Genomic DNA, 23,161 nt, shown 5'->3' with positions numbered 1-23,161 from the left:
GCGATAAATTACTTTTTCAAGCTTAATGTGTTGTTATTACGTTTTACTGGCTGAGATGGTTTAGCCGCGTTTGGATTGTCGTAACGCACTTTTTGTTTAGTCGGGTTACGATCGGAATCTTGCGCTTTCGCGTTAAAGCTCTCTTTGTTTGGGCGAGGGGTGTCGTTGTCCTGACGGCGTCTTTGTTGACCTTTCTTAGAGTTAGGCGCATGACGGAACTCATCGGCGTTTTTACCACGGAATGTACGCGGATTTTGGTTGCGACGAGCAGTTGAGTCTTGGTTTTCGTCACGACTGTCAAACAGTTTAGCGTCAGTCGCTTTTCGAATATTACGCCCTTTAGCATCCACTTTAGATGCTTCTTCAGTACCGACAGAACCATCACACATTGCCATGATTTCGGCTACTTCAGCATCCGTGAGATAACGCCATTTACCATTCGGAATACCATCTAATGAAATGTTCATTATGCGGACGCGACGCAGTTTATAGACTTCGTAGCCCAGGGCTTCACACATACGGCGTATCTGACGGTTCAGACCTTGAGTCAGTACAATACGGAACGAGAACTTGGTTTCTTTAGTCACTTTACATGGCAACGTCACCGTATCGAGGATTTTCACACCGCTCGACATCTGTTTAAGAAACTCGCCAGTAATTGGTTTATCGACGCGAACCACGTACTCTTTTTCGTGGTTGTTGCCAGCACGAAGAATTTTATTAACGATGTCACCGTCGTTGGTCAAAAAGATTAGACCGTCAGACGGTTTATCTAGACGACCGATAGGGAAAATACGTTTTTTATGTCCAATAAAGTCGACAATGTTGCCCGGTACATCTCGTTCTGTCGTACAGGTAATACCGGTCGGCTTGTTTAACGCGATATAAACAGGTTTCTCTTTCGCGGCGACAGGCTTGCCATCGACACAAACATCATCACCTGGTAAGACTTTTGTGCCCATTTCTGGTTGTATACCATTAATGGTGACACGGCCTTGTTCGATCAGTCTGTCGGCTTCTCGACGTGAACAAAAGCCTGTTTCGCTAATGAACTTATTTAAGCGTTTTGAATTTTCTTGTGACATGTTGTACTCCTAACGTTTCACAACGGCGGTGAATAAAGTTTCCCTTCTGCTGACAGTATCGGGAAAATAAGGTCGGGCATTCTATCACCGACAAGAAACTTAGCCTAAACGTTTTTGATGGCGTTCTCGGTTTTCCAGCTTCTTATCTGCACTCTTTCTTAACAATACGTAGACGGCTCCACTACCACCGTGAAAGCGCTGTGCACTGTGAACACACTGCACTTCTTTAATTTGCTGTAGCCAACTGCTAACAAAGCTCTTCATTAACGCTGGTGGATTGGAGCGTTCTCCTCGACCGTGAACAATGACAACCGTACGAATGTCCATAGATATACATTGTTTAAGAAATTTCACGACTTCATCGCGCGCTTCTTTCAGTGTTTTTCTGTGTAAGTCTAAACGTGCCTGAATCGGGTATTTACCCAAGCGAAGTTTGCGATATACGCCATCTTGAACACCATCACGTTTGAACTCAACAAAGTCATCTGGCTTGAGCACTTCTGCGTGATCGAGGGAGAGATACTCAGGGTCGTCCTCTGTTAACCATATTGCTGCTTCTCGCTTGGCAAGCTGTGCATCGGTTACTTGGTGAACTTTCTTGTGCTCTGCGGTGTCTTGAGTGATTGGCTTTACATCACCCATCATTTGTTGAAACAACTCAAAATCGTCATCGTGAGACATAGTGGCGATCTCATAAAGAACAGGATAGGTACAAGTGATTATATCAATGAGAATAGGGAAAAGATCAATAAAAAACCGGAGTAGGCAAGTAACCGACTCCGGTGCAAAGCGTTTAAGGGGCTAAGCGAGATCTAGTGAGGAGATTTATCGTTCATGATCTTGTACATGAAGAAACCGCCGTAAAACAACATCAGACCGATTGCTCCGAAGATTACTATCATCGATGATAGACCTACTGCATTACCAAATAGGAGATCAAGCCAAAAGTCCATATGTTTCCTCCAAGATTTTCCCGATATCCACAAATTAATAGTTGGCGTTTTTTCGCACACTGATCTGGATCAATTATGTTGCTGAGGTTAATAAACTGTATTTTGTAGTGGGTTGTCAGTCACATTTTGCGTGCTTGTGTTCAGTAATTCACCAAACGGATTAAGACATTACATTTTTTTAGAAAAAGCACTTGCGTCTCAGATCAGAATCCGTAATATACCCTCTCGTTGACGGGGACAACTTCCCAGTTAAACATCTCGGTGAATAGCGCAGCTTGGTAGCGCATCTGGTTTGGGACCAGAGGGTCGGGGGTTCGAATCCCTCTTCACCGACCACTTTCTAAAAAAGGCTCTGTAGAAATACAGAGCCTTTTTTGCATTCAGCGTATCTGTTATTGGATATTGCACTTCGCTTTGCGGGTATTGCCAAGCGGAGTAATTTCAAAGCCTCGCTTGGCCAGTAAATCAATTAGGTTGTCTTTACCGACGAGATGCAAGCTGCCAACCACAACGGTATAGCGACCTTGCTTTTGCGGGAGTATGTTGCCGATGTCGAGCTTTTCTGCCCACTCTTTATTGCGCGCATACAAAAAGGCTTCATTGAACTCTTCTGTCGCCTTGTCAGTTAAAGATGCCTCTTCTAGCATGCTACCATCACCACTTTTCCAGCTTTCAATCAGGCACTCTACGAGTTCTTCTCCTGCTTCATATTCATTGATGGATGAGAGCAGCATTTCTTTACCTTCATCAGGTTGGCCGGTAATCAAATCGATTTGAAACTGCACGGTTTCGAGTGAAATGACAGGAGTGTCGTTTTTGTCAGCCAAGTCAATCAAGTGCATATCGACACCTTCTGTTGAGACGTACCCCAGTTTATTCACTAAAGCGAGTTGGATAGTGAGGGCGGCATTCCATGGTGGGGCATTTAGCAGCTGAGCTTCTGGTATCTGCAAATCTTTTGCTATTTTGATTAGCTGTTGACGCTGTGCTTTGTCCAGTACAGTTTTGGTTCGCGTAGACACTGGCGGGTAAACTGCACCCTCATTACTTCTTACGTCCGCTTCAATGATCAGCCCCGAACTTTCGCTTAGGTGCTCCAGTAGGTTTTTAGGCAAGGGGTACATGGTTCTATCACCGACATGTACTGAGCCGATAATCATATATTCTGTCTCGCCTTTTTTGGCTAACCAATGTTGTGGCTCAGCGCTGGACGAAAAGGAAGTAAAAAGAACGAAAAACGATGATACAAAGGTCATTATGCGGAACATACTATTATCCTCGAACTGAATCCCGGATAACATTTTGTATCCAGCATCTTTAAAGCGCATCTGCACATCACTTTATACCGAAATGAGAGTGAAATGCCATATTGAGCATAGAACACGTTTTAAATAACTCGTGTGTATACGAGCCGTTCAATAGAGTGGCTGATAGAATTGTCACGATAAACTTACCGTTTGCGATGGGTTATTTATTTTTATTCGTGAATTAAGTGTGATCGAAATCTAATTATTTCGCTCTGATAATAAAGTTTGGAGTGAAATTTTAAATTAATAATGTGATCTTAATTGGTTAATTGTTCTGAATTATTTGGTTTGTTGTGATGTGGGTCGGATGTTGAATTTTTGAGGGATTTTGTGGGGTAGCTATAATTATCTGTATTTTATGGATTTTATTTATTATCGAGTTGCCCATTTTGAACAGGATCACCTTTTTAAAGGATTTATTTTTCATCGAAAATTAATTGTTTCAGTATTGCCTCTGCCCACTAAGGCAGATTCCAAATTTTGTTATGTAAGGGAACCCACGAACCTGGAACCATCACATAACGTGAATAAATAAAGGCAGTAATTATGAAATACATTTTTGCACTGAGTGCTCTTTCTCTCGCTTTCGCTTCTAGCGCATTTGCTGGTTCTTCTTACGTAACAGGTAACGTTCAATTTCACGATGATGGCCGAATTCATGGCTCGGACGTGACTTCTACACTAGAAGCTGGTCATACTTTCGATAATTCATTTGGTGGCTTTACGGTTTACACCGAGTTTGATGGTATTCAACTTGGCAAACTAGAAAGCAAAAATGGTGGAGCAGGGAACATAACTCCTTACATTACGGTAGGGGGTGAGCAGTCATTTAATATCACTGAACATCTTTGGGTTGCAGCAGGTTACCAACACTTGTTCTCAGCGGGCGAAAACCTTCAATACCGTCCTCTTGTGAAGATTGGTTACAACTTCGATAACGGCATTTCTCTGAGTAACCGTACACGTGCACACATTGATGCGACAGATGCGGATGCAGATACGGACTACCGCATGGATAACCGCATCGGTTACGTAATGAATGAAGATGTGACGCTAAGCTACAACAACGTATACATGATTGATGCCGATACTATGGATCACGAGTTCCGTGCGACATGGACTCGTAAAGGCGTTCAGCCATATTTTGAACTTCGTTCTCAGGCTCACGGTGCAGAAAATGCAAATGGTGACAGCCTAGTGAACAACGCCTTTGTATTTGGTGCCTCTTACGGTTTCTAACGAATTCATCTTAATTGTCCATTAAGTTGCTAAGAAAAAGCCCAGCATCTATGTGAAGAGCTGGGCTTTATTTTTATTTGTCGTTACCTTTGTGGTGGCTAAACGCGGATACTTGTCCTTGTTCATTAAAAGCGTAAACGGTGTAACTGTCCTTTTTGTCGCCATATTCCATGCCTGGTGAGCCTACTGGCATTCCAGGAACCGTCAGACCTTTCGCATTCTTTGGTGGGTTTTCTAAGAATGCTTTAATATCGGCTGCTGGCACGTGTCCTTCAAACAGATAACCATTTATCTCTGCCGTATGGCAAGAGTAGAGCTGTTGATTTTTAATGCCTAATTCGCGTTTGATGGTATTCATATCATCATGCAGTTTTTCTTCGACCGTAAAGCCGTTCTCTTCCATGTGTTTTGTCCAGTCACCACAGCAGCCACAATAGGGCGACTTGTGATTAATGACATCGGCTGCCAATACATTGGCGGATACGGTCGCAAGCATTGCAAAAGTCAAAAGTTTCAAATTCATAATACCCTCAGAAAGAAGTCGTCATTTTACTGAAAACAGTCGTAGTCGGTTTGCATTACTAACGACAGTAATTGAAGACAGTGCCATTGCAGCTCCTGCTACAACGGGACTGAGCAAAAAGCCAAATGCTGGGTAAAGTACGCCTGCCGCAACAGGTATGCCCAACGAGTTATAAACAAAGGCACCAAACAAGTTTTGTTTCATGTTTTTAAGTGTAGCGCGCGATAACTCAATTGCGTGCACGACGGCCATTGGTGATGTGTTGAGAATCGTCATTTGTGCACTTTCGATAGCTACATCGCTGCCGCTTCCCATTGCTATACCTAGGTTGGAAAGAGCAAGAGCTGGAGCATCATTAATGCCATCGCCTACCATAGCCACAATATGGCCTTTAGACTGAAGCTGTTCAATGTGCTGCGCTTTTTCATCTGGTAACACTTGGGCAATCACTTCATCAATGCCGAGCTCTTTACCGATCGCATCCGCAACGTGCTGGTTATCACCCGTTAACATCACGGTTTTGACTCCCCGAGCTTTTAAGGCTGAAAGTGCTTGCTTGGCGTCTGATTTGATTGGGTCGGCAATCGCAATCAGTCCGACTAACTTGTTATCCAAAGCCACTGCAACCGGAGTCCAAGCGTTTTTTGCGCTCTCTTCTATCGCTTGTTTTAGGTTACTTGTATCAATGCTCTCGGCTTGCATAAATTGAAGGGAGCCGATAAGTAATGGTTTACCTTGGTAAGTCGCTAAGATACCACGCCCACGGACGTTTTCGAATTTGTCTAACGAGACTTCTTTCGCTTCTTGTTGTTTCGCAAAATCACACACAGCTTTGGCAAGTGGATGCTCAGACTGACGCTCTGCGGAATAGGCCATAGCAAGCAGCTCATCTTGACTGATAGCGTGAGTGAACACTTGCTGCACAGATGGTTTTCCTTGTGTCAACGTGCCGGTTTTATCGAAGACGACAGTATCGACTTTGCTGGCTAACTGCAGTGCATCAGCATCTTTAATTAAGATGCCCAACTCGGCAGCTTTACCCACGCCAACAGTAACGGACAATGGTGTTGCCAAGCCAAGTGCGCAAGGGCAGGCGATAATCAGCACGGTCGTTGTCACCACCAACATATAGCTTGCTTTCGGCTCTGGGCCTACGGCAAACCAAACCAGCGCAGCAAGTATGGCAATACCGACAACGACAGGCACAAATACCGCTGAAATTTGGTCGGCCAATTTAGCGATGGCTGGCTTACTGCTTTGAGCGGTTCGTACCATACGAATGATGCGCGCAAGCATCGTATTGGCACCGATGCCAGTGGCTTCGATGACCAAGCTACCGTCGGTGTTTAGCGTACCAGCAGAGACTTCGGCATCCTGCCCTTTTATCACGGGGACAGGCTCTCCGGTTAGCATTGACTCATCTATATAGGATTCGCCTTCTAGTACGGTGCCGTCTACTGGCACTTTCTCGCCGGGCTTAATTCTTAATTTCATACCAAGCGTTATTTGTTCAACGCTGATGGTCTGATCGCCTTTTTCTGTAATGGCCGTCGCTTGTTGTGGCTGCAAGTTAATCAAAGCTTGTAACGAGCGAGTAGTGTTGGCTTTGGCTTTGGCCTCTATATAGTGGCCAAGAGAAATCAAACCAATGATCATTGCACTTGCTTCAAAGTAGACGTGACGTGATGCGAGCGGGAACCAATTTGGGAAAACCACGACGAGCATGGAGTAAAACCATGCAGCACCAGTACCTAATGCGACAAGTGTATCCATAGTCGCGCGTTTGTGAGTTGCCGCTAACCAAGCGTTGCTGAAGAAGTGGCGACCAGCAGTTGCCAGAAGCAACAAACATAAAAGACCGATTGCGCCCCAAACGAACTGGTCGCTGGTGTCGCGGATCATCATGTTACCGCCAGCCACGCCCCACAGCATTAAAGGAGCACCAACCACTAACCCTGCAATAGCATCAAATTTAAAGCGTTTTTGCTGTGCCAATTGCTGCTGTGCTTGCTTTTCTTGTTGTGTTGCGGCGTCTTGTAGGATCTCCGCTTGGTATCCTGCTTGTTTTACCGACTCGACAATCGCCTGATGTAAGTCTTCTGAATCGTGAGTCGCGAACACCAAAGCACTTTGTTCAGCAAGATTTACCTGAGCTTTTTCTACGCCTTCAACCTTAGTTAATGCTTTTTCGACTGAAGAAACGCAACTTGCACAGGTCATTTCATGGATTAACATTTGCAGTTGAGCGCTGTTGGCTGGTGGAATGTCTTCCAGTTGGTTATCTGCTGCTTCGCTTTGTGCCGGTTGGATTTCATCTTCAGGCTTTGCACTTTTAGCTTCTGTTCTTTCGGTGCCTGTGATGAGTTCTTTATTCGCGGTATAGCCCAAGCTTGCGACAAGGTCGATCACTTGCTGCTCAGAAAGAAGAGTTCGGATAGTTAATTGCGTCGTCGAAGCTTCAAATGAGATAACGTCTGAATTTGACTCTAATAAAGAAGAGAGCTTTTTGACGCAGCCGCCACAGCTTAACCCGGACAAATTTAAGTCATAAGTGTGACCAGCTTGATAGCCCAAGGACTCAATAGATTCAACAATCTCTTCTAAAGAGGCATCGGTTTTGATTTCTACAGAGGTCGGAGACAAGTTGAGGATCTCTACACTATGATTTGCATGTAAAGTCTTCTCAACTTTTCTTGCACAGCCCATGCAGTTAAGCCCTGATAACGGTACTACAAACTGATTCATAACTTGTCCTCATTAATCGTAATACAACGAGCTTAAACCTTACTGCAAGGGTAAGGTCAAGGTTTGTTATCAATGAAGATATTTTCGCTGGACCATATAGCCAGTGGTTATTTAGGTATATAAACACGGAAGGATTGTAGTATTGACTTACGGTGGTAAAATGTCGCCACTTTTATCCTTGACAATACAACGAGAACCCTCTCGTTGAACATTAACCCTAAGGAACTCAAATGACGGTTAAAACTCGTTTTGCTCCTAGCCCAACTGGCTATCTACACGTTGGTGGTGCGCGTACGGCACTGTACTCTTGGCTATATGCTAAAAACCAAGGTGGTGAATTCGTTCTGCGTATCGAAGATACAGACCTTGAGCGTAACTCTAAAGAAGCAGTTGATGCGATTCTGGAAGGTATGGAATGGCTAGGTCTGGAGTGGAATGAAGGTCCTTACTACCAAACGCAACGTTTTGACCGTTACAACGAAATGGTTGATAAGCTGGTTGCGGAAGACAAAGCATACAAATGTTACGCATCTAAAGAGCTACTGGATGAGATTCGTGCAGAGCAAGAAGCGAACAAAGAAATGCCTCGCTACGACGCAAACCACCCTAAAATCAAAGCGGCAAACGATGCGGCGAAAGATGGTGATCCTTGCGTAATTCGTTTCCGCAACCCGAAAGAGGGTAGTGTTGTATTTGAAGATCAAATCCGTGGCCGTATCGAAATCCGCAACGAGCAAATGGATGACCTGATCATTCGTCGTACCGATGGTTCACCAACGTACAACTTCTGTGTTGTGGTTGATGACTGGGATATGGGCATTACGCATGTTGTTCGTGGCGAAGACCACATCAACAATACACCTCGTCAAATCAACATCTACGAAGCACTAGGTGCACCAGTACCTACATTTGCTCACTGTGCAATGATCCTGGGTGACGACGGTGCGAAACTGTCTAAACGTCATGGCGCGGTGTCGGTAATGCAGTACCGCGATATGGGTTACCTGCCAACCGCACTAAACAACTACCTGGTTCGTTTAGGTTGGTCTCATGGTGACCAAGAGATCTTCACTCAAGAAGAAATGATTAACTTGTTCAGTCTGGACGCCGTATCTAAGTCAGCGTCTGCATTCAACACGGATAAGCTGCAGTGGCTAAACAACCACTACATCAAGAGCTCGGATCCAGCGTACGTTGCAGAGCACTTACAATGGCACCTAGACCAACAGAAGTTGGACATTACTAACGGGCCAGCAATCACTGAAGTGATCAAGTTGGTTGGTGAGCGTTGTAATACACTTGTTGAGCTGGCTGAGCAAATTCGCTACTTCTACGAAGATTTCTCTGAGTTTGAAGCGGGCGCTGCGAAGAAACACCTACGTGGTGTAGCAAAAGAGCCTCTAGAGCTAGCACTTGCAAAAGCAGAAGCGTTAACTGAGTGGACAACTGAAAGCATCAAAGATGGTGTAATCACAGCCGTTTGTGAAGAGCTAGAAATCGGCATGGGCAAAATTGGTATGCCGCTACGTGTAGCAGTAACAGGCGGTGGTCAGTCTCCATCTGTTGACGCCGTTATGGCGCTAATTGGTCAAGAGCGTTGTATTGCTCGCATCAAAATGGCTCTAGCGTTTATCGCTCAACGTGAAGCTAATGCATAACTAAAGTGCATAACAATTCAAAAAGCCGCGGCAATTTCCGCGGTTTTTTTATGTCCTGAGATCATAATCAAAGCGAAGGGGTAAATCGTCTTTGCTTATAAACATGCTCAGTTGGTCTGGGTGTGTTGTTTTTTTGATAATAATTTGTAATCAAAAGCCATGCTTTTTGATGAAAATTTAATGGCTGATTTTTATACTATCCTTCTGATTAATATCTACTATCTATAAAGTTCCCTAAATGTTGTCTCAACATAGAGACAGTTATCTGCATTAGTTCTTCTGTTGTAACCTCTGAAGCAAACGTTTGCGTCTTTGTGGTGTTAGGCTTTAGGTGCTCTGTGTCACATAATGTTTGTGGTTTTGATGACACTAAATTGACAGTTTTGGGATTTTTCTTGAGATTTCTTAGCGTTATAGTGCATCTCGTCAGTGAGACGCAGATAGCGGTTCTGATCACTGTATAGGAATGCTACCCGAGCAACCTTTGATAATTAATTTGCATAGACATGCACATGGTTGGCTTCGGTAATACGCTCAAGGAATGAATCAAATTGGAATACAACGTCAGTCGGCGACGCATTTCGAGAACTAATAAAAGTAATTCTTTATAGGAATCAATAATGAAAAAACTAGCAGCGGTAATTTCAGCATCTTTACTTATGGCATCAGCAGCTCAAGCCGAAGTTTATGTTGGCGGTAAAATGGGTAAATCTTGGTTGGAAGATGCTTGTGTAGCAGGTCAATCTTGCGATAAAGATGACTCGACTCTTGGTGCTTTTGTTGGTTACGAGTTCAACGACTACATTGCCTTTGAAGCAGGTTTCGACAACGTTGGTGATTTTGATAACACGTCTTTTGGTGGTCACGTAGAAGCTATCACGCTTGCACCTAAATTCAGCTTACCAATCACTGAAGATATCGCACTTTACGGTAAAGTGGGTGGCGCGTACGTAATGTTCGATGGTAAAGATGATTACTCTTACCTTGGTGCTGCAGGTCTTGAGTTTAACCTAGGCCGTAATGTTACCGCTCGTGCAGAATACCAAACTATCACTGACATCAACAACGATGTTGTACGCGCAACAGGCAATACTGCGACGCTAGGTGTTTCATTCAAGTTCGGTGGCAGCGAAGAGCCAGTTGTTGAAGAAGCGCCAATCGTTGAAGAGGTGGTTGTGGTAGAAGAGCCAATCGTTGTAACGAAAACCTTCGAAACTCAAACTATGGGTACGGGTAGCTTTGATGTAAACAGCGCAACGCTTAAAGCAGAAAGCGCATCAAAACTAGATAAGCTGGTTGCTTTCCTAAACGAATACCCACAAGCTAACGTTGAAGTGGTTGGTTACACAGATACGTCTGGTGCCGCATCTTACAACCAAAAGATTTCTGAGCAACGTGCGGAGTCTGTAGCAAACGCTTTGGTTGAGCGAGGCATCGACTCATCACGTATCCAAGCTCGTGGCGAAGGTGAAAACAACCCTATCGTATCAAATGACACTCTTGAAGGTCGTCAACAAAACCGTCGCGTAGAAGTGATTGTTCCTGAGTTCGAATACCAAGTTCAGCAATAAGTTTCTATTTGAACAAATAGAGTCCTGAATTTAAATGCCCTAAAGCGTTCGCGCTTTGGGGCATTTTTGCATCTAGTGTCAGTTAACTTTTGTTGTGCTCGACAGTATTAGATCGGAAAAACAGTTCGATAAAGTGGGTTATTTAAGATCGATGCTGTTTAGTCGTCCCATAAAGGTGAGTATTTCCAGATTTTCCTTGTGTGCTTCCAGCAGTGCTTTTTTGGTTTGCATGTATGCGGCAAGCTTGCCGTATTTACTGATTGAGCGCACGACCGTCTTGTACTTATATTCTCCGTGTTCGTTAAATTCACGCCACTTGGCAATGTAACAAGTGTCTCGATTGTCTGGGTTCTCGAGTGTTGGATTGGGTTTATGAACGATTTTCGGTTCAACACTGTGCGGTAATCTTGTCATCAGATAAGGATCTTTCAAAAGACGCCGCCAAAACTTGCCCCACATCTGCAGGCCCAATTCATTTCTCAACTTAATGGCTTTCTTTAGTCCCTTCTCCTCTCCAATGCGCACGAACCCTACAGAGCGGTGAAGTACCGTATCCTCTGGGGTGTGAATGTGGATCTTAAAGGCTGTTTTGCCTTTAGATATGAAACGGTGTCCGGTATTGGTAATTAAATTGCTCTTAGACATAGCGCTAACTAATATTCTTATTAATAGCCAAAAAGGGTAAGCAAAACTCATCAATAATTAAAGTCATAAAATATAAAACTGTAAATAGCTGTCTTTCAAATTGATTTAGATCTGCCACTGAATGTTCTTGAAATAGACGCTGGACACTGAGTGAGCTTCTAGAGATCTGTCTCGAGTGATATCAGGTTAAGAGGAAAGAAAAAACCTTAGTTCAATGGCGAACTAAGGTTCTGATGTGGCGCCCCCAGTAGGATTCGAACCTACGACCTGTCCCTTAGGAGGGGACTGCGCTATCCAGCTGTGCCATGAGGGCGTAATACCAAGTACTCATTGGTATAATCAAATAAGATGCGTCACCTATAATATTCAAAAGTACGCATATCTCAAGACCTAATGTTGTCTTTTAGAGTATCTTGTTCATTACATCGCCAATTTGAACGCTTGATGACAGATTGGGTTGATCGATAATCAGTTCTGCTTCGTGTTCATAAACACGCGACACGGTTAATGTCACTTCGCTTTGCGATACTTTGTTACGTGGTAAACCGCTTTGGTCGATAAAAGAAGCGGTGTGCCACAATTGTAATTTGTCGCCTTCTTTAACACCATGCATACGGCCTAAATCCATGGTAACGGTGTTACCGTAGACAGCAACTACCTCAGGTAAAGTTATCTTACAAGAGAGTTCAGATTCCAAATCTAACATGATGTTACGACTCACGCGCAGCAGCATTTCACCATAAGTAGATGCCCAGAATCGAGCACTTCGTGTGTCGACCTGACTGGTTTTGGCAAACGGCCAGCGAGCCACTTCGCGGTAGGTTTTGTAAAAGACGTCATGGCCGGTTTTACCATCATAAACTTTCATCTCTAAGGCAAACTGGCGGTTGATGATGTCATCTTTTAGTACTTTAGATTCAATCGTCGCGGTTAAGTCAGTGATTACCCCTCCAATGATGTACTGTGCCCCATTATCCTCAGCAATCATCTGAGTACGATCAGGGTAGTTTCGGCTAATCGAGTAGTCGGTTGTGCCCACAGAAACGAAACTGTGCGAGGTCTGATCGAGCTGACGATTCACAACGTGACTAAAGTCATCGCCAACTTGATAAATTTGTCCCATCACGGCTTGTTGGGGAGAAGCGACATCAATATTGCCTACGAGGATTGTTTTTTTGTATTGAGCCGTGTGGCAACCCATTGCCGATGGATAGATGTCGACACGGAGCTTCATCTCCATCTTTCCACTTCTCTTTCGCTCTGATTCGACCAGAATGTACCGTACTTCATGGTTAGTGAACTGGTACTCTTTGCGGTTTTCTTCTAATAGCGGCATTAAATTACTGATGCTGCCAATATCTGCCCCCGAAAAGTTGACGGCTTTAAAAAGCGCATCCTCTAAGGCGTGTAGCCTTGCCGCATCGTCGGAAGAAACGATCGTGGCAACGCCTGTCACTTCGTACCACGCGGCGACTGCACGAAAAGGCAGAAGTAGAACGAAAGTAATTGAAAACACGCTAATTAATATTTTTTTCATGGCTTGCGACCGTTCAGGTATAAATATTGCTAAAACAAACATCAGTGAAGTTTGGTAGCGCTTTCTAGTTTGGACAGGCAAAAGAAAAGCAAAGACTGTTCCAAGATTTCGTTTCTTGTCATGAATGATAAGGAACAGTGACACCCAAGATTATCTGGAGAATCAATCCATGAAAAAATGGCTTGTTGCCGCATCGATGATGACGCTTTTGACATCGTGCGCGTATTCACCGATTTACAATGGTAAAGAACCCTATTCAGGCAGCCAGTTCATGCTGATGGACAGCCCACGTCATACGATGGACTTTTTTATCGAAAGCATGACGGAAGAGTTGATGATTTCTAACGTAGCGGTCTCTGCGCGTACGCCTATTGCGATCACATCATTCGTTGATTTACAAAATATGGATGCGACAAATTGGTTGGGGAATTCGGTATCTGAAGGATTCATCCATCAGTTCCAGCGCCGTGGGTTTAAAGTGGTGGACTTCAAAACGACGGGCTCGATTCAAGTCACTCAGCAAGGTGACTTTGCACTGAGCCGAGACTGGAAAGATCTTGCTAAAGAGCAAGAAATCCAATACGTATTAACTGGCACTATGCTACGCCAAGAAGGTGGCGTGCTTGTAAACGCCCGCGTAGTGGGGATGCAAAGCCGAATTGTCGTAGCAACGGCACAAGGCTTCTTGCCTGCGGATCGCATTGGACGCGACTTAGATACGTTGAACAGTATTCGTACTCAAGATGGTGTGCTGATTCGTTCAGACCCGACGATTCGTCAGCCATACACAGTGATTCTCCGCCCATAGGATAGAGCCATGAAAAAGTTATTATTTATTATCGCCACCTTGGTGCTGGTGGGTTGCCAACCATTGCAGCAGATGCGACAGGATGAACTGCTAGTGGCAGTAGGTTATGCGAGCGTGAGTGAACAAACCGGTCGCACTGTGGAAGAAAAACGTGTTCGAGCAATGCGCGCATCCAAGATTGATGCCTATCGTGAACTGGCAGAGCAGGTCTATGGCATGCGTGTCAGTGGCCGAGCTGAGTTACAAGATCAGCGTTTAGGAACTGAAAGCACAACCGGTGCAGTGGATGGTGTTATTCGCGGAGCGGAAGTGGTGCGAAGTTACTTGGTTGAAGACAGTTATGTAACAGAGCTTCGTCTTGATATCCGCAAAATGGATAAGCTACGAGACTATGGTGAAGTGCAGCAGGTGCCTGAGAAGCGTCAGCAGACTCTGTTCTAATACTTAAGTAACCTCAGATAATCTCTTTGGCGGCTCATTGGTAACAATGGGGCGTTTTTTATGCGCGTAACTCAGAGTAGATAAACGATAGGTACAACGAAGAGTAAAACTCAGGCTTTGATGTTGGTGCCTAAAGTCGAAATGGTGTGAGTTTGGCCTCCAGCGTTGTAAGTCATACCGACTTTACCGTGGGTGCGTTGAAGCATGTTATTGAGCTTACTGAAGCTCAGTTGTGCTCGATTGAGCGATTCGCCGTTCATTTTATTGACGTCTTGGCAATCAATAACGATGGATTGGATCTGGTTTACCACCTGACTTAGGTGTTCATCTTCGGTAAGTTGATTGACGTGCGGGTGAGAGGCGATACGCTGATCAGTGGTCTTTAACTGATCAATGAGTGTCATCTTCTGTTTGGCAATACGTTCGATATCAGCAGAAACACGCGCAGTGATGGCTTGTGTTTCCTGACGTAAAACGACAGAAAGTGCTTTTGCATTTTCTAGTTGGAAGTTTACGAGATCGACTAATGCTGCCATGAATACTTACCTTGAGCCTAAGTCAGTTAGATCTTGCCTTGCAATTCGCTTTCAAGCTTAATCATATTGTCGGCCAGTTTTTCTGGGTCAACTTTGTATGAGCCGTTTGCGATTGCTTCTTTGATTGCTGCTACTTTCGCACTGTCATAAGCCGGGGAAGCTGCCATATCCTTCTGGAGTTTATTGACATCTTTACTTTGTTGGCTCAATGATACTGCATCTTTTTGTTGTGAAGACACTTTCTGCGACTCAGCTGTGCTGGTCGCATTCGAGTCATTACGTGCAGGCGCGCGACTTTTATTAGTCGTCATCATCTGACCTGAACGTATATTATCTATACCTGCCATGTTTAACCTTTGCCTTGTATCGTAATACTGGTACTCAGACTATCGACCAACGCCAAAATAACTTTAATCATTTTGTGCACTTTTATTGATCGATTTTCATCTCATGCTGTTGTTCGCCGAAGGTCAAAAGTTGACGGTGATTTCCGCAATGCCAGTCACTATGCCTTCTATTATACGTTGTGACTTATCATTTTTCACTCTCACTTGATCGCCAGCCGCGCCGTCTTGCAATGCGGTGCCTTGGGTCGAGATCGTCATCCCCGCTTTTACGGCTTGAATCGTCACTCTCTCGTTACGACACACAACACACACATCATTACGCTCAACGACATCTCCAAGTCGAACACTACGTTTTAATTTAGCCCCCACGACTTGAGAATGGTCGGTAAAGCCCTCTTTGCGAAAGCGTTGTAATTCAATCATCGAGGTGGTGACGTCTGAGGCGCTGATGATTTCTCCACGGACAAGTTGGCGGGTACTCACGATCATCGGGACTGAAACCGATATACGCACAGGGACATAGACTTTCCAGTCATCAGATGGGCATTCAACCAACACATTAATATTGCTGCGCGTGTTGCTGGTGGTAGAAGCTGATGTGTCGAGAGGATCTGGGCAATCGGTGGCCTTAATTCGAGAGTCGATGTTTGCTGCATTGACGGTTAACTCACCGCCTGCAGGTTGCTCGACGGTGGCTAAAACATGTTGTTCTGCCGCCATTTTTATCTGTTCGATCTGATTCTCAGTGGCTGAATGAACAAAAAAGCTAAATATACTGAGCAAAATGCCGATAACCTTAGCGTACTTTGTGAATACCGATCTACATACTGCCTTAGTCAATGTGGTCGAAGTGATAGTGAAATACGCCATAAGGTCTCCCTGGAACAATGCTTGCCAGTGGTAGAGTATCATTTAAAAACAAAAAGTTTGAGATGGAGATGAGCATATGACGGGGATTCTTGACTCAGTGAATCAGCGTACGCAACTCGTCGGTCAGAACCGATTGGAATTGTTGACCTTTAGATTGATGGGGCGTCAGCGTTACGGCATTAACGTGTTTAAAGTTCGAGAAGTGCTGCAATGTCCAAAGCTGACAGTGATGCCCAATCTGCACCCGTTAGTAAAAGGTGTCGCTCATATCCGTGGCCATACCGTATCAGTGATTGATTTGAGCCTGGCAATTGGTGGCCGTCCAACTACTGACATCGATAAGTGTTTTGTGGTGATTGCTGAGTTTAACCGTACCATCCAAGCGTTTTTGGTGTCTTCGGTTGAGCGCATCATAAACATGCACTGGGAAGCCATCTTGCCGCCTCCAGAAGGCGCGGGCAAAGCGCATTACCTGACGGCGGTAACCAACATTGATAACGAGCTGGTTGAAATTCTCGATGTGGAAAAAGTATTGGCTGAAATCGCGCCAGTGGATGAGACGATGGACGCTTCGATTGGTGAAGAAATCGCTCAGGCGGAGCAGATAAAACCTATTGTACGCCGTATCATGATTGCCGATGACTCTACCGTTGCACGTAAACAACTGGAGCGAGCTATCCGTTCGATAGGTTTCGAGGTGTTGTCGGTGAAAGATGGTAAAGAAGCATACAAGACCTTACTTGAAATGGCGAAGGAAGGGGACATCTACGAGCAAATCTCTTTGGTGATTTCTGATATCGAAATGCCAGAAATGGACGGTTACACCCTAACCGCTGAAATTCGCAGAAATGCGGATTTGAAGGATCTTTATGTTATTCTCCACTCTTCCTTAAGTGGCGTATTTAACCAAGCTATGGTTGATCGCGTGGGAGCGAACACCTTCATTGCGAAATTTAACCCAGACGAGCTGGGTAACGCGGTTAAATCTGCATTAATACAATAAAGAGACATTAATGACTGCTATTACAATTGGCGATCAAGACTATCGTGACTTTAGCCGTTTTCTCGAAGCGCAATGTGGCATTGTGCTCGGCGATAGTAAGCAGTACTTAGTGCGCAGCCGATTAAGTCCGTTAGTGACCAAGTTCAAGCTCGCTTCGTTGTCTGATTTACTGCGTGATGTGGTCTCCGGCCGCAATCGGGAGCTACGTATTGCGGCTGTGGATGCGATGACAACCAACGAAACGCTGTGGTTTCGAGATACGTATCCGTTCACAGTTTTAGCTGAGAAATTATTGCCGGAAGTCGCGGCAAACAAACGCCCAATTAAAATTTGGTCAGCTGCCAGCTCATCAGGTCAAGAGCCGTACTCCATCGCGATGACGATTTTGGAAACGCAGCAGCGTAAACCGGGATTATTGCCAAGCGTTTCTATCACCGCGACCGACATTTCGACCAGTATGCTGGAGATGTGTCGCGTTGGTGTGTACGACAATTTAGCGTTGGGTCGTGGCCTCTCTCCGGAACGTCGTCGTACTTTTTTTGAAGATAACGGAGATGGCCGCATGAAAGTGAAAGACAATGTAAAGCGTCTGGTCAACTTTCGCCCGCAAAACTTGCTCGACAGCTACGCGCTGGTGGGCAAGTTTGACATTATCTTTTGCCGTAATGTACTGATTTATTTCTCCCCGGAGATGAAATCCAAAGTACTCAATCAAATGGCAAATCAGCTAAACCCGGGCGGTTATCTCCTGCTGGGGGCATCTGAATCTCTAACCGGGCTGACAGATCGTTTTGAAATGGTGCGTTGTAACCCGGGTATCATTTATAAATTGAAATAGATTAGAAGCTTAAAGAGTCTCATCTATTCGCTGATACAGCCAATATTTAGCCTGACTTCGCGTCAGGCTTTTTGTATGTGCCTTGTACCATTTTTGCCTGCACCGTAAAACACAGGTATCTTTACGCTTAAGCCAAGTGAATTGACACTGACATTCCATCAATCACCTTGGCTTACCTATTGCAATCCAAAGCATCGATAACTTTTAGCCGTAAACGTGTGCCAGTTTTTGGCATAGTAATTGCTTTTTAGTTGTTTATACCGGTCAGTTCTAATTGTAGAGGCAAACATGGCTATATCTTTTGACAATGCACTAGGCATCCACCAACACACGGTGGGCGTACGTGAGCGTAATGCTGAGGTGATTTCCACCAACATCGCGCAAGCAAATACACCTGGTTATAAGGCAAGAGGTTTAGACTTTGCAAAGGAATTACAAGCGGCAACATCTGGGGCAAGTATTAGTCTTAAGCGAACCGATGGTCGGCATATTCCTGCCACTACAACGTTGACAGGGGACAAGTTATATCGTCTTCCTACCCAACCTGATACGGGTGATGGCAACACGGTAGATTTGGATTTAGAACGTAACCTTTTCATGCAAAACCAAATCAGACACCAAGCATCGCTCGACTTTCTAGGTGGCAAATTTAAGAACTTAACCAAGGCAATCAAAGGGGATTAATTTAGATGAGCTTATTTAACGTTTTCAATGTGACAGGTTCCGCAATGAGCGCTGAGTCTGTTCGTCTGAATACTACCTCAAGCAACTTGGCGAATGCCGACAGTGTCAGCAGCTCTGCGAAAGACACTTACAAAGCGCGTCATGCGGTATTTGGTGCTGAATTAAGTAACGCCATGCGTGGTGGCAATACCGTGCCAGTGAAAGTGTTGGGAATTGTAGAAAGTGATAAACCGTTAAATGCGGAGTACAACCCTGATCATCCCCTTGCTAACGAAGAAGGCTATATCTACAAGCCAAACGTTAATGTAATGGAAGAAATGGCAAACATGATTTCGGCTTCTCGCGCATATCAAACCAATGTTCAAGTTGCCGACTCAAGTAAACAAATGCTGCTGCGTACGCTGCAGATGGGTCAATAAGGATAAGGAGGTAGCGTATGGCCGGATTTAATAACGTTGGTCAAAGCGGCTTGTCCTACATCGACCAGCTCAAAAGCCTACAAGAGAACAAAAAAGCGGAAGAGAGTACAGGTAAGCAAGACCTGAAACAGGAAGACTTCCTATCTTTACTCACTAAGCAATTATCTCAGCAGGACCCGTTTAAGCCAGTCAGTAATGACCAGATGATTGCGCAAATGGCGTCATTTGCGACCGTCGATGGCATTGGAAAAATGAACACTCAGTTTGAGAGTTTGAACTCTTCAATGACATCGAACCAAGCACTACAAGCTTCCTCTCTGGTTGGGCGAGATGTGTTGGTTCCCGGCGCAGCGGGTGTGAAGCAAGACGAAGCACCGATGGCAGCAATGGTTAAGCTTTCGCAGTCTATCGACAATTTATTTGTTCGTGTAGAAGACGAAGCAGGCCAATTGGTTCGTACTTTTGAGGTAGGGGCGAAACCAGCCGGTGACACCCGTGTACTCTGGGACGGTAATGATGAAAGCGGGAATCCATTGCCTGCTGGTAAATACAAAGTGAAAGCATCTGGCTTAGTTGATGGGGAGTCGCAAGAGTTTCCAGTCTCCACTTACGCCAATGTAAACAGTGTATTGCTAGGCAAGGGCGACGGAAACGTATTACTCAATCTGGCGGGTTTTGAATCGCCAGTTCGACTTGCAGAAGTATTGGAAGTCGGCAAAGCGTAACGCATAACACGCGAGATCAGGAGACTTTGGAATGTCATATGTATCTTTAAGCGGTTTGTCCTCCGCTCAATTGGATTTGAACACCACCAGTAACAACATTGCGAACGCCAATACGTATGGCTTTAAAGAATCTCGTGCCGAGTTCGCGGATGTATACTCAAGCTCTTTGTTCACCAACGCCAAAACCACCCCGGGTGGCGGTGTTCAAGCCAGCCAGGTTGCACAGCAGTTCCATGAAGGGTCAAGTGTTTACACTAATAACCCGATGGACTTGCGCGTATCAGGAACGGGTTTCTTCGCCGTGGCGAAAGACCGCCTGATTCCACAGCAAAATGAAATGACACGTAACGGTGCGTTCCATTTGAATAAAGACAACTACATGGTAACGGCGAACGATGAGTTCCTGCTAGGTTATCAGGTAAACCCTGAATCTGGTGAGGTGTCATCCTATGAGCCACAGCCAATCAATATTCCAGCCGAGTTTGGTAAGCCAAAACAGACAGCGAATATTGAAGTAGGCGTAAACTTACCAGCTAACGGTGATTTGAAAGATCCAATGCAGTTTGATTTTTCTGATCCTGATACTTACAACCGTTCAACGTCTTCAACCATTTATGACTCAATGGGCCAGTCTTACAAGTTAACTACCTACTACTTGAAAGATCAGACTCAACCGAATACCTGGAATACCTACTACACGGTAACGGATAAAGACGGTGAGAAGCCGCTTGACGTTGCGGCAGGTGATGCTCAAACGGCAACAGGTCATGTTGGTCACACCATGAAATTCAATAACGATGGTACCTTGGCAAGTTTGAATAGTGGCAATCCAATTACTTCTGTTGCGTTAGGTGATCAGGCTACAAACACCTCTCCTATGAATTTGAATGGTGCTGATCCCGCTCAAACACTTAACTTTGGTTTGGGTTCTGCCACACAGTTTGCGGCGCCATTTGAACTGACCAAGTTTGATGAAGATGGTGCAACGACGGGCTTCCTGACGAAAGTTGACTTTGATGAAAACGGCAGCGTTTTAGGTACATATTCAAACGGTGAAAACGTTACCTTGGGTCGCGTCGCTCTAGTTCGTGTTCCTAATGAGCAAGGTCTGGATAAGAAAGGCGGCACTCAGTGGGACTCAACTCAGTTCTCTGGTGACAAAATCTGGGGCGAATCCAATAAAGGTTCGTTTGGTACCCTCAATAACGGTGTACTGGAGCAGTCAAACATTGACATGACTCAGGAGCTGGTAGACCTAATTTCTGCTCAGCGTAACTTCCAGGCTAACTCCCGTTCGTTAGAAGTGCATAACCAGCTACAACAAAATATCTTGCAGATCCGCTAGGGCGCTAGGGCGATAGCCCGATAATCTGCTTTATCAAGTGACGCTTCTTGGCGGCTCACTTGATTGCCTCATGATATTGATCTGATGCTTAGCCCAAAAAACCTCATTTTGGGCTAAGCATAATTTGATCTCCAAGTTGCCGCTATTGCCGCTTAGCGGATCAAAAGCTTGCCTCTTTCCTTGTTCATTCTCGAAAAATTGCCTCCGTACCTTTTGTGTTTAGCTTAATGTATTGAATACTAAGCCTATTTCACTTTGGCATAAGTATTGCTTTTACTCTCAAGTACAGAGGACTTTAGGGAGTAATTTATGGATCGCGCACTGTTTCTCGCAATGAGCGGCGCCAAGCAAAACATGCAGGCCTTGCAATTGCGTGCCAACAACCTGGCCAACGTAAGCACAACAGGTTTTCGTGCTGATTTGGCACAAGCTCGTTCGATGCAAGCCTATGGTGAAGGACATCCTTCACGAGTGTTTAGCATGACTGAGCGTCCAGGACATAACTTTGCTCAAGGCAGTGTGATCACCACTGGTCGCGATTTAGATATTACTATCGAAGGCAGTGGTTGGCTGTCCGTCTTAGACCATACTGGCAAAGAAGGGTTGACCCGTAACGGTAACTTAAAAGTCGATCAAAATGGTTTACTGACTAACGCAAGTGGCCACGTTGTACTGGGTGAGAATGATGCACCGATTACGTTGCCTATTCCTCTCTCTAAAATTGAAATCGGTCGTGACGGCACCATCTCTGTACTGCCGCAAGGTGCACCGGCAGAAGAATTACAAGTAGTTGATCGTATCAAGCTTGTAAAAACTGAAGATCGAAACTTATTTAAAGACACCAATGGCTTATTTCGCCATAAAACTCCAAACCAGCCTTACGAAGCAGACGCAACCATCAGTATCCAAACGGGTGCCATTGAAGGTAGTAACGTCAATGCCGTAGGTGAAATGACGGCACTGATTGACCTTCAGCGTCAATTTGAAATGCAAGTCAAGATGATGAGCACCGCTGAAGAGATGGATAAGTCTTCAGATTCACTGCTTCGTATGAGTTAACAGAGTTAGAGGTTCACAATGCATCCAGCACTATGGGTTAGTAAAACCGGTTTAGACGCCCAGCAAACCAATATCGCAACGATTTCAAACAACCTAGCGAACGCCTCAACGGTTGGCTATAAAAAGAGCCGTGCCGTATTCGAAGACTTGTTTTATCAGAACATTAATCAGCCGGGTGGCCAGTCTTCGCAGAACACAGAGTTACCTAGTGGTTTGATGCTGGGCGCGGGTTCTAAAGTGGTTGCCACGCAAAAAGTGCACACCCACGGTAACGCACAAACCACCACTAATGCCTTAGATATGATGGTGGAAGGCGATGGTTTCTTTCAGGTGACGTTGCCGGACGGCAACATCGGTTATACGCGTAATGGTCAATTTACGCTGAACGGTGAAGGCACCCTAGTGACGTCAGGTTCTGGTTACCCAGTAGAACCAGAAATTGTCATTCCTGAAGATGCAATCTCAATCACTGTTGGTACGGACGGTGAAGTATCTGTCCGTGTTCGTGGTCAGCAAGACAACCAAGTCGTCGGTCAGCTGACAATCACCGATTTCGTCAATCCGGGCGGCCTTGAGCCAATTGGCCAGAACCTGTACTTACCGACTGGTGCAAGCGGTGACCCGCAAGAAGGTGTACCAGGGCTGGACGGTTTGGGTGAAATACGCCAATCCATGCTGGAAGCGTCGAACGTTAACGTGACCGAAGAGTTGGTCAATATGATCGAAGCGCAGCGAGTTTATGAAATGAACTCTAAAGTGATCTCGTCCGTCGATAAGATGATGAGCTTCGTTAACCAACAGCTTTAACGGTTAATCATCGTGA

General features: G+C 45.0%; 24 protein-coding genes and 2 tRNA genes. 14 read left to right on the top strand and 12 right to left on the bottom strand.

What is annotated here, in order from left to right; all coding sequences use genetic code 11:
- Window positions 1-8: 8 nt before the first annotated feature.
- From rluF to L3V31_RS13280, 3 genes are all read right to left on the bottom strand, one after another.
- Entirely contained in the window at window positions 9-1,085 is a 1,077-nt protein-coding gene (rluF, locus tag L3V31_RS13290; RefSeq protein ID WP_237316491.1) for a 23S rRNA pseudouridine(2604) synthase RluF, read from the bottom strand.
- 99 nt (window positions 1,086-1,184) lie between these two features.
- A complete protein-coding gene (gene smrA / locus L3V31_RS13285; RefSeq protein WP_237316490.1) occupies window positions 1,185-1,766 on the bottom strand; it encodes a DNA endonuclease SmrA in 582 nt (193 codons plus the stop codon).
- 131 nt (window positions 1,767-1,897) lie between these two features.
- The gene (locus L3V31_RS13280; RefSeq protein ID WP_014231074.1) at window positions 1,898-2,038 is read right to left on the bottom strand and encodes a DUF3149 domain-containing protein; all 141 of its coding nucleotides are present in this window, start codon (window positions 2,036-2,038) and stop codon (window positions 1,898-1,900) included.
- Window positions 2,039-2,297: 259 nt separating this feature from the next.
- Here L3V31_RS13280 and L3V31_RS13275 point away from each other — a divergent pair.
- Window positions 2,298-2,374 (top strand) — tRNA-Pro (locus L3V31_RS13275).
- Between the two features lie 56 nt (window positions 2,375-2,430).
- On the opposite strand, the gene L3V31_RS13270 is transcribed toward L3V31_RS13275, so the two are convergent.
- Window positions 2,431-3,306 carry a TraB/GumN family protein gene (locus tag L3V31_RS13270; protein ID WP_237316489.1) on the bottom strand — a complete coding sequence of 292 codons (876 nt, stop codon included), beginning with the start codon at window positions 3,304-3,306 and terminating at the stop codon, window positions 2,431-2,433.
- 585 nt (window positions 3,307-3,891) lie between these two features.
- Here L3V31_RS13270 and L3V31_RS13265 point away from each other — a divergent pair.
- Window positions 3,892-4,584 (top strand): oligogalacturonate-specific porin KdgM family protein, encoded by a 693-nt coding sequence (locus L3V31_RS13265; RefSeq protein ID WP_237316488.1) that lies wholly within the window; start codon window positions 3,892-3,894, stop codon window positions 4,582-4,584.
- 73 nt (window positions 4,585-4,657) lie between these two features.
- Here L3V31_RS13265 and L3V31_RS13260 read toward each other — a convergent pair whose 3' ends face one another.
- Complete coding sequence (locus L3V31_RS13260) at window positions 4,658-5,107, bottom strand: DUF411 domain-containing protein (protein WP_237316487.1); 450 nt, start codon at window positions 5,105-5,107, stop codon at window positions 4,658-4,660.
- 21 nt (window positions 5,108-5,128) lie between these two features.
- Window positions 5,129-7,852, bottom strand: coding sequence for a heavy metal translocating P-type ATPase (locus tag L3V31_RS13255; RefSeq protein WP_237316486.1), 2,724 nt, complete (start codon window positions 7,850-7,852; stop codon window positions 5,129-5,131).
- A gap of 230 nt (window positions 7,853-8,082) precedes the next feature.
- On the opposite strand from L3V31_RS13255, the gene gltX reads away from it, so the two are divergent.
- Window positions 8,083-9,510, top strand: coding sequence for a glutamate--tRNA ligase (gltX, locus tag L3V31_RS13250; RefSeq protein ID WP_237316485.1), 1,428 nt, complete (start codon window positions 8,083-8,085; stop codon window positions 9,508-9,510).
- Window positions 9,511-10,130: 620 nt separating this feature from the next.
- Entirely contained in the window at window positions 10,131-11,081 is a 951-nt protein-coding gene (locus L3V31_RS13245; RefSeq protein WP_237316484.1) for an OmpA family protein, read from the top strand.
- A 138-nt stretch (window positions 11,082-11,219) separates the two neighbouring features.
- Here the strand turns inward: L3V31_RS13245 and L3V31_RS13240 are convergent, their stop codons facing one another.
- The 3 genes from L3V31_RS13240 to L3V31_RS13230 form a co-directional block, all read right to left on the bottom strand.
- On the bottom strand, window positions 11,220-11,726 hold the full coding sequence (locus L3V31_RS13240) for a Fe3+-citrate ABC transporter substrate-binding protein (RefSeq protein WP_237316483.1): 507 nt from the start codon (window positions 11,724-11,726) through the stop codon (window positions 11,220-11,222).
- Between the two features lie 236 nt (window positions 11,727-11,962).
- Window positions 11,963-12,039, bottom strand: a tRNA-Arg gene (locus L3V31_RS13235).
- A gap of 90 nt (window positions 12,040-12,129) precedes the next feature.
- The gene (locus L3V31_RS13230; protein WP_237316482.1) at window positions 12,130-13,263 is read right to left on the bottom strand and encodes a flagellar assembly protein FlgT; all 1,134 of its coding nucleotides are present in this window, start codon (window positions 13,261-13,263) and stop codon (window positions 12,130-12,132) included.
- Window positions 13,264-13,432: 169 nt separating this feature from the next.
- Here L3V31_RS13230 and L3V31_RS13225 point away from each other — a divergent pair, with 169 nt between their 5' ends.
- Together L3V31_RS13225 and flgP are read left to right on the top strand one after the other, a co-directional pair.
- The gene (locus L3V31_RS13225; RefSeq protein WP_237316481.1) at window positions 13,433-14,071 is read left to right on the top strand and encodes a FlgO family outer membrane protein; all 639 of its coding nucleotides are present in this window, start codon (window positions 13,433-13,435) and stop codon (window positions 14,069-14,071) included.
- Window positions 14,072-14,080: 9 nt separating this feature from the next.
- Window positions 14,081-14,512, top strand: coding sequence for a flagellar assembly lipoprotein FlgP (gene flgP / locus L3V31_RS13220; RefSeq protein WP_014231085.1), 432 nt, complete (start codon window positions 14,081-14,083; stop codon window positions 14,510-14,512).
- 110 nt (window positions 14,513-14,622) lie between these two features.
- Here flgP and flgN read toward each other — a convergent pair whose 3' ends face one another.
- The 3 genes from flgN to flgA all read right to left on the bottom strand — a co-directional run bounded on the left by flgN (window position 14,623) and on the right by flgA (window position 16,265).
- On the bottom strand, window positions 14,623-15,048 hold the full coding sequence (flgN, locus tag L3V31_RS13215) for a flagellar export chaperone FlgN (RefSeq protein WP_237316480.1): 426 nt from the start codon (window positions 15,046-15,048) through the stop codon (window positions 14,623-14,625).
- Between the two features lie 26 nt (window positions 15,049-15,074).
- Complete coding sequence (flgM, locus tag L3V31_RS13210) at window positions 15,075-15,395, bottom strand: flagellar biosynthesis anti-sigma factor FlgM (RefSeq protein ID WP_237316479.1); 321 nt, start codon at window positions 15,393-15,395, stop codon at window positions 15,075-15,077.
- A 123-nt stretch (window positions 15,396-15,518) separates the two neighbouring features.
- Entirely contained in the window at window positions 15,519-16,265 is a 747-nt protein-coding gene (gene flgA / locus L3V31_RS13205; RefSeq protein WP_237316478.1) for a flagellar basal body P-ring formation chaperone FlgA, read from the bottom strand.
- 76 nt (window positions 16,266-16,341) lie between these two features.
- Between flgA and L3V31_RS13200 the strand changes: the two genes are divergently transcribed.
- The 8 genes from L3V31_RS13200 to flgG all read left to right on the top strand — a co-directional run bounded on the left by L3V31_RS13200 (window position 16,342) and on the right by flgG (window position 23,145).
- Window positions 16,342-17,268 (top strand): chemotaxis protein, encoded by a 927-nt coding sequence (locus L3V31_RS13200; protein WP_237316477.1) that lies wholly within the window; start codon window positions 16,342-16,344, stop codon window positions 17,266-17,268.
- 10 nt (window positions 17,269-17,278) lie between these two features.
- Window positions 17,279-18,106, top strand: coding sequence for a protein-glutamate O-methyltransferase (locus L3V31_RS13195; RefSeq protein ID WP_237316476.1), 828 nt, complete (start codon window positions 17,279-17,281; stop codon window positions 18,104-18,106).
- A gap of 288 nt (window positions 18,107-18,394) precedes the next feature.
- Window positions 18,395-18,790 carry a flagellar basal body rod protein FlgB gene (gene flgB / locus L3V31_RS13190; protein ID WP_237316475.1) on the top strand — a complete coding sequence of 132 codons (396 nt, stop codon included), beginning with the start codon at window positions 18,395-18,397 and terminating at the stop codon, window positions 18,788-18,790.
- A 5-nt stretch (window positions 18,791-18,795) separates the two neighbouring features.
- Complete coding sequence (gene flgC, locus L3V31_RS13185) at window positions 18,796-19,209, top strand: flagellar basal body rod protein FlgC (RefSeq protein ID WP_237316474.1); 414 nt, start codon at window positions 18,796-18,798, stop codon at window positions 19,207-19,209.
- A 17-nt stretch (window positions 19,210-19,226) separates the two neighbouring features.
- Window positions 19,227-19,934, top strand: coding sequence for a flagellar hook assembly protein FlgD (gene flgD, locus L3V31_RS13180; protein ID WP_237316473.1), 708 nt, complete (start codon window positions 19,227-19,229; stop codon window positions 19,932-19,934).
- A 31-nt stretch (window positions 19,935-19,965) separates the two neighbouring features.
- Window positions 19,966-21,279 (top strand): flagellar hook protein FlgE, encoded by a 1,314-nt coding sequence (gene flgE, locus L3V31_RS13175; RefSeq protein WP_237316472.1) that lies wholly within the window; start codon window positions 19,966-19,968, stop codon window positions 21,277-21,279.
- A gap of 309 nt (window positions 21,280-21,588) precedes the next feature.
- Entirely contained in the window at window positions 21,589-22,338 is a 750-nt protein-coding gene (locus L3V31_RS13170) for a flagellar basal body rod protein FlgF (RefSeq protein ID WP_237316471.1), read from the top strand.
- Window positions 22,339-22,356: 18 nt separating this feature from the next.
- Window positions 22,357-23,145: a flagellar basal-body rod protein FlgG gene (flgG, locus tag L3V31_RS13165; protein WP_005382032.1), complete on the top strand. Its 789-nt coding sequence runs from the start codon at window positions 22,357-22,359 to the stop codon at window positions 23,143-23,145.
- Window positions 23,146-23,161: the final 16 nt, after the last annotated feature.

Source organism: Vibrio sp. J1-1, assembly GCF_021728395.1.
In the GTDB taxonomy this organism is placed as follows: domain Bacteria; phylum Pseudomonadota; class Gammaproteobacteria; order Enterobacterales; family Vibrionaceae; genus Vibrio.
Note: the sequence above shows the minus strand (reverse complement) of the source record. Positions and strands in the feature narration are given on the sequence as shown.

Excerpts from the sequence above, each read along its gene's own strand:
- rluF (WP_237316491.1), bottom strand. The coding sequence starts at position 1,085 with ATGTCACAAGAAAATTCAAAACGCTTAAATAAGTTCATTAGCGAAACA.
- smrA (WP_237316490.1), bottom strand. The coding sequence starts at position 1,766 with ATGTCTCACGATGACGATTTTGAGTTGTTTCAACAAATGATGGGTGAT.
- L3V31_RS13280 (WP_014231074.1), bottom strand. The coding sequence starts at position 2,038 with ATGGACTTTTGGCTTGATCTCCTATTTGGTAATGCAGTAGGTCTATCA.
- L3V31_RS13270 (WP_237316489.1), bottom strand. The coding sequence starts at position 3,306 with ATGTTCCGCATAATGACCTTTGTATCATCGTTTTTCGTTCTTTTTACT.
- L3V31_RS13265 (WP_237316488.1), top strand. The coding sequence starts at position 3,892 with ATGAAATACATTTTTGCACTGAGTGCTCTTTCTCTCGCTTTCGCTTCT.
- L3V31_RS13260 (WP_237316487.1), bottom strand. The coding sequence starts at position 5,107 with ATGAATTTGAAACTTTTGACTTTTGCAATGCTTGCGACCGTATCCGCC.
- L3V31_RS13255 (WP_237316486.1), bottom strand. The coding sequence starts at position 7,852 with ATGAATCAGTTTGTAGTACCGTTATCAGGGCTTAACTGCATGGGCTGT.
- gltX (WP_237316485.1), top strand. The coding sequence starts at position 8,083 with ATGACGGTTAAAACTCGTTTTGCTCCTAGCCCAACTGGCTATCTACAC.
- L3V31_RS13245 (WP_237316484.1), top strand. The coding sequence starts at position 10,131 with ATGAAAAAACTAGCAGCGGTAATTTCAGCATCTTTACTTATGGCATCA.
- L3V31_RS13240 (WP_237316483.1), bottom strand. The coding sequence starts at position 11,726 with ATGTCTAAGAGCAATTTAATTACCAATACCGGACACCGTTTCATATCT.
- L3V31_RS13230 (WP_237316482.1), bottom strand. The coding sequence starts at position 13,263 with ATGAAAAAAATATTAATTAGCGTGTTTTCAATTACTTTCGTTCTACTT.
- L3V31_RS13225 (WP_237316481.1), top strand. The coding sequence starts at position 13,433 with ATGAAAAAATGGCTTGTTGCCGCATCGATGATGACGCTTTTGACATCG.
- flgP (WP_014231085.1), top strand. The coding sequence starts at position 14,081 with ATGAAAAAGTTATTATTTATTATCGCCACCTTGGTGCTGGTGGGTTGC.
- flgN (WP_237316480.1), bottom strand. The coding sequence starts at position 15,048 with ATGGCAGCATTAGTCGATCTCGTAAACTTCCAACTAGAAAATGCAAAA.
- flgM (WP_237316479.1), bottom strand. The coding sequence starts at position 15,395 with ATGGCAGGTATAGATAATATACGTTCAGGTCAGATGATGACGACTAAT.
- flgA (WP_237316478.1), bottom strand. The coding sequence starts at position 16,265 with ATGGCGTATTTCACTATCACTTCGACCACATTGACTAAGGCAGTATGT.
- L3V31_RS13200 (WP_237316477.1), top strand. The coding sequence starts at position 16,342 with ATGACGGGGATTCTTGACTCAGTGAATCAGCGTACGCAACTCGTCGGT.
- L3V31_RS13195 (WP_237316476.1), top strand. The coding sequence starts at position 17,279 with ATGACTGCTATTACAATTGGCGATCAAGACTATCGTGACTTTAGCCGT.
- flgB (WP_237316475.1), top strand. The coding sequence starts at position 18,395 with ATGGCTATATCTTTTGACAATGCACTAGGCATCCACCAACACACGGTG.
- flgC (WP_237316474.1), top strand. The coding sequence starts at position 18,796 with ATGAGCTTATTTAACGTTTTCAATGTGACAGGTTCCGCAATGAGCGCT.
- flgD (WP_237316473.1), top strand. The coding sequence starts at position 19,227 with ATGGCCGGATTTAATAACGTTGGTCAAAGCGGCTTGTCCTACATCGAC.
- flgE (WP_237316472.1), top strand. The coding sequence starts at position 19,966 with ATGTCATATGTATCTTTAAGCGGTTTGTCCTCCGCTCAATTGGATTTG.
- L3V31_RS13170 (WP_237316471.1), top strand. The coding sequence starts at position 21,589 with ATGGATCGCGCACTGTTTCTCGCAATGAGCGGCGCCAAGCAAAACATG.
- flgG (WP_005382032.1), top strand. The coding sequence starts at position 22,357 with ATGCATCCAGCACTATGGGTTAGTAAAACCGGTTTAGACGCCCAGCAA.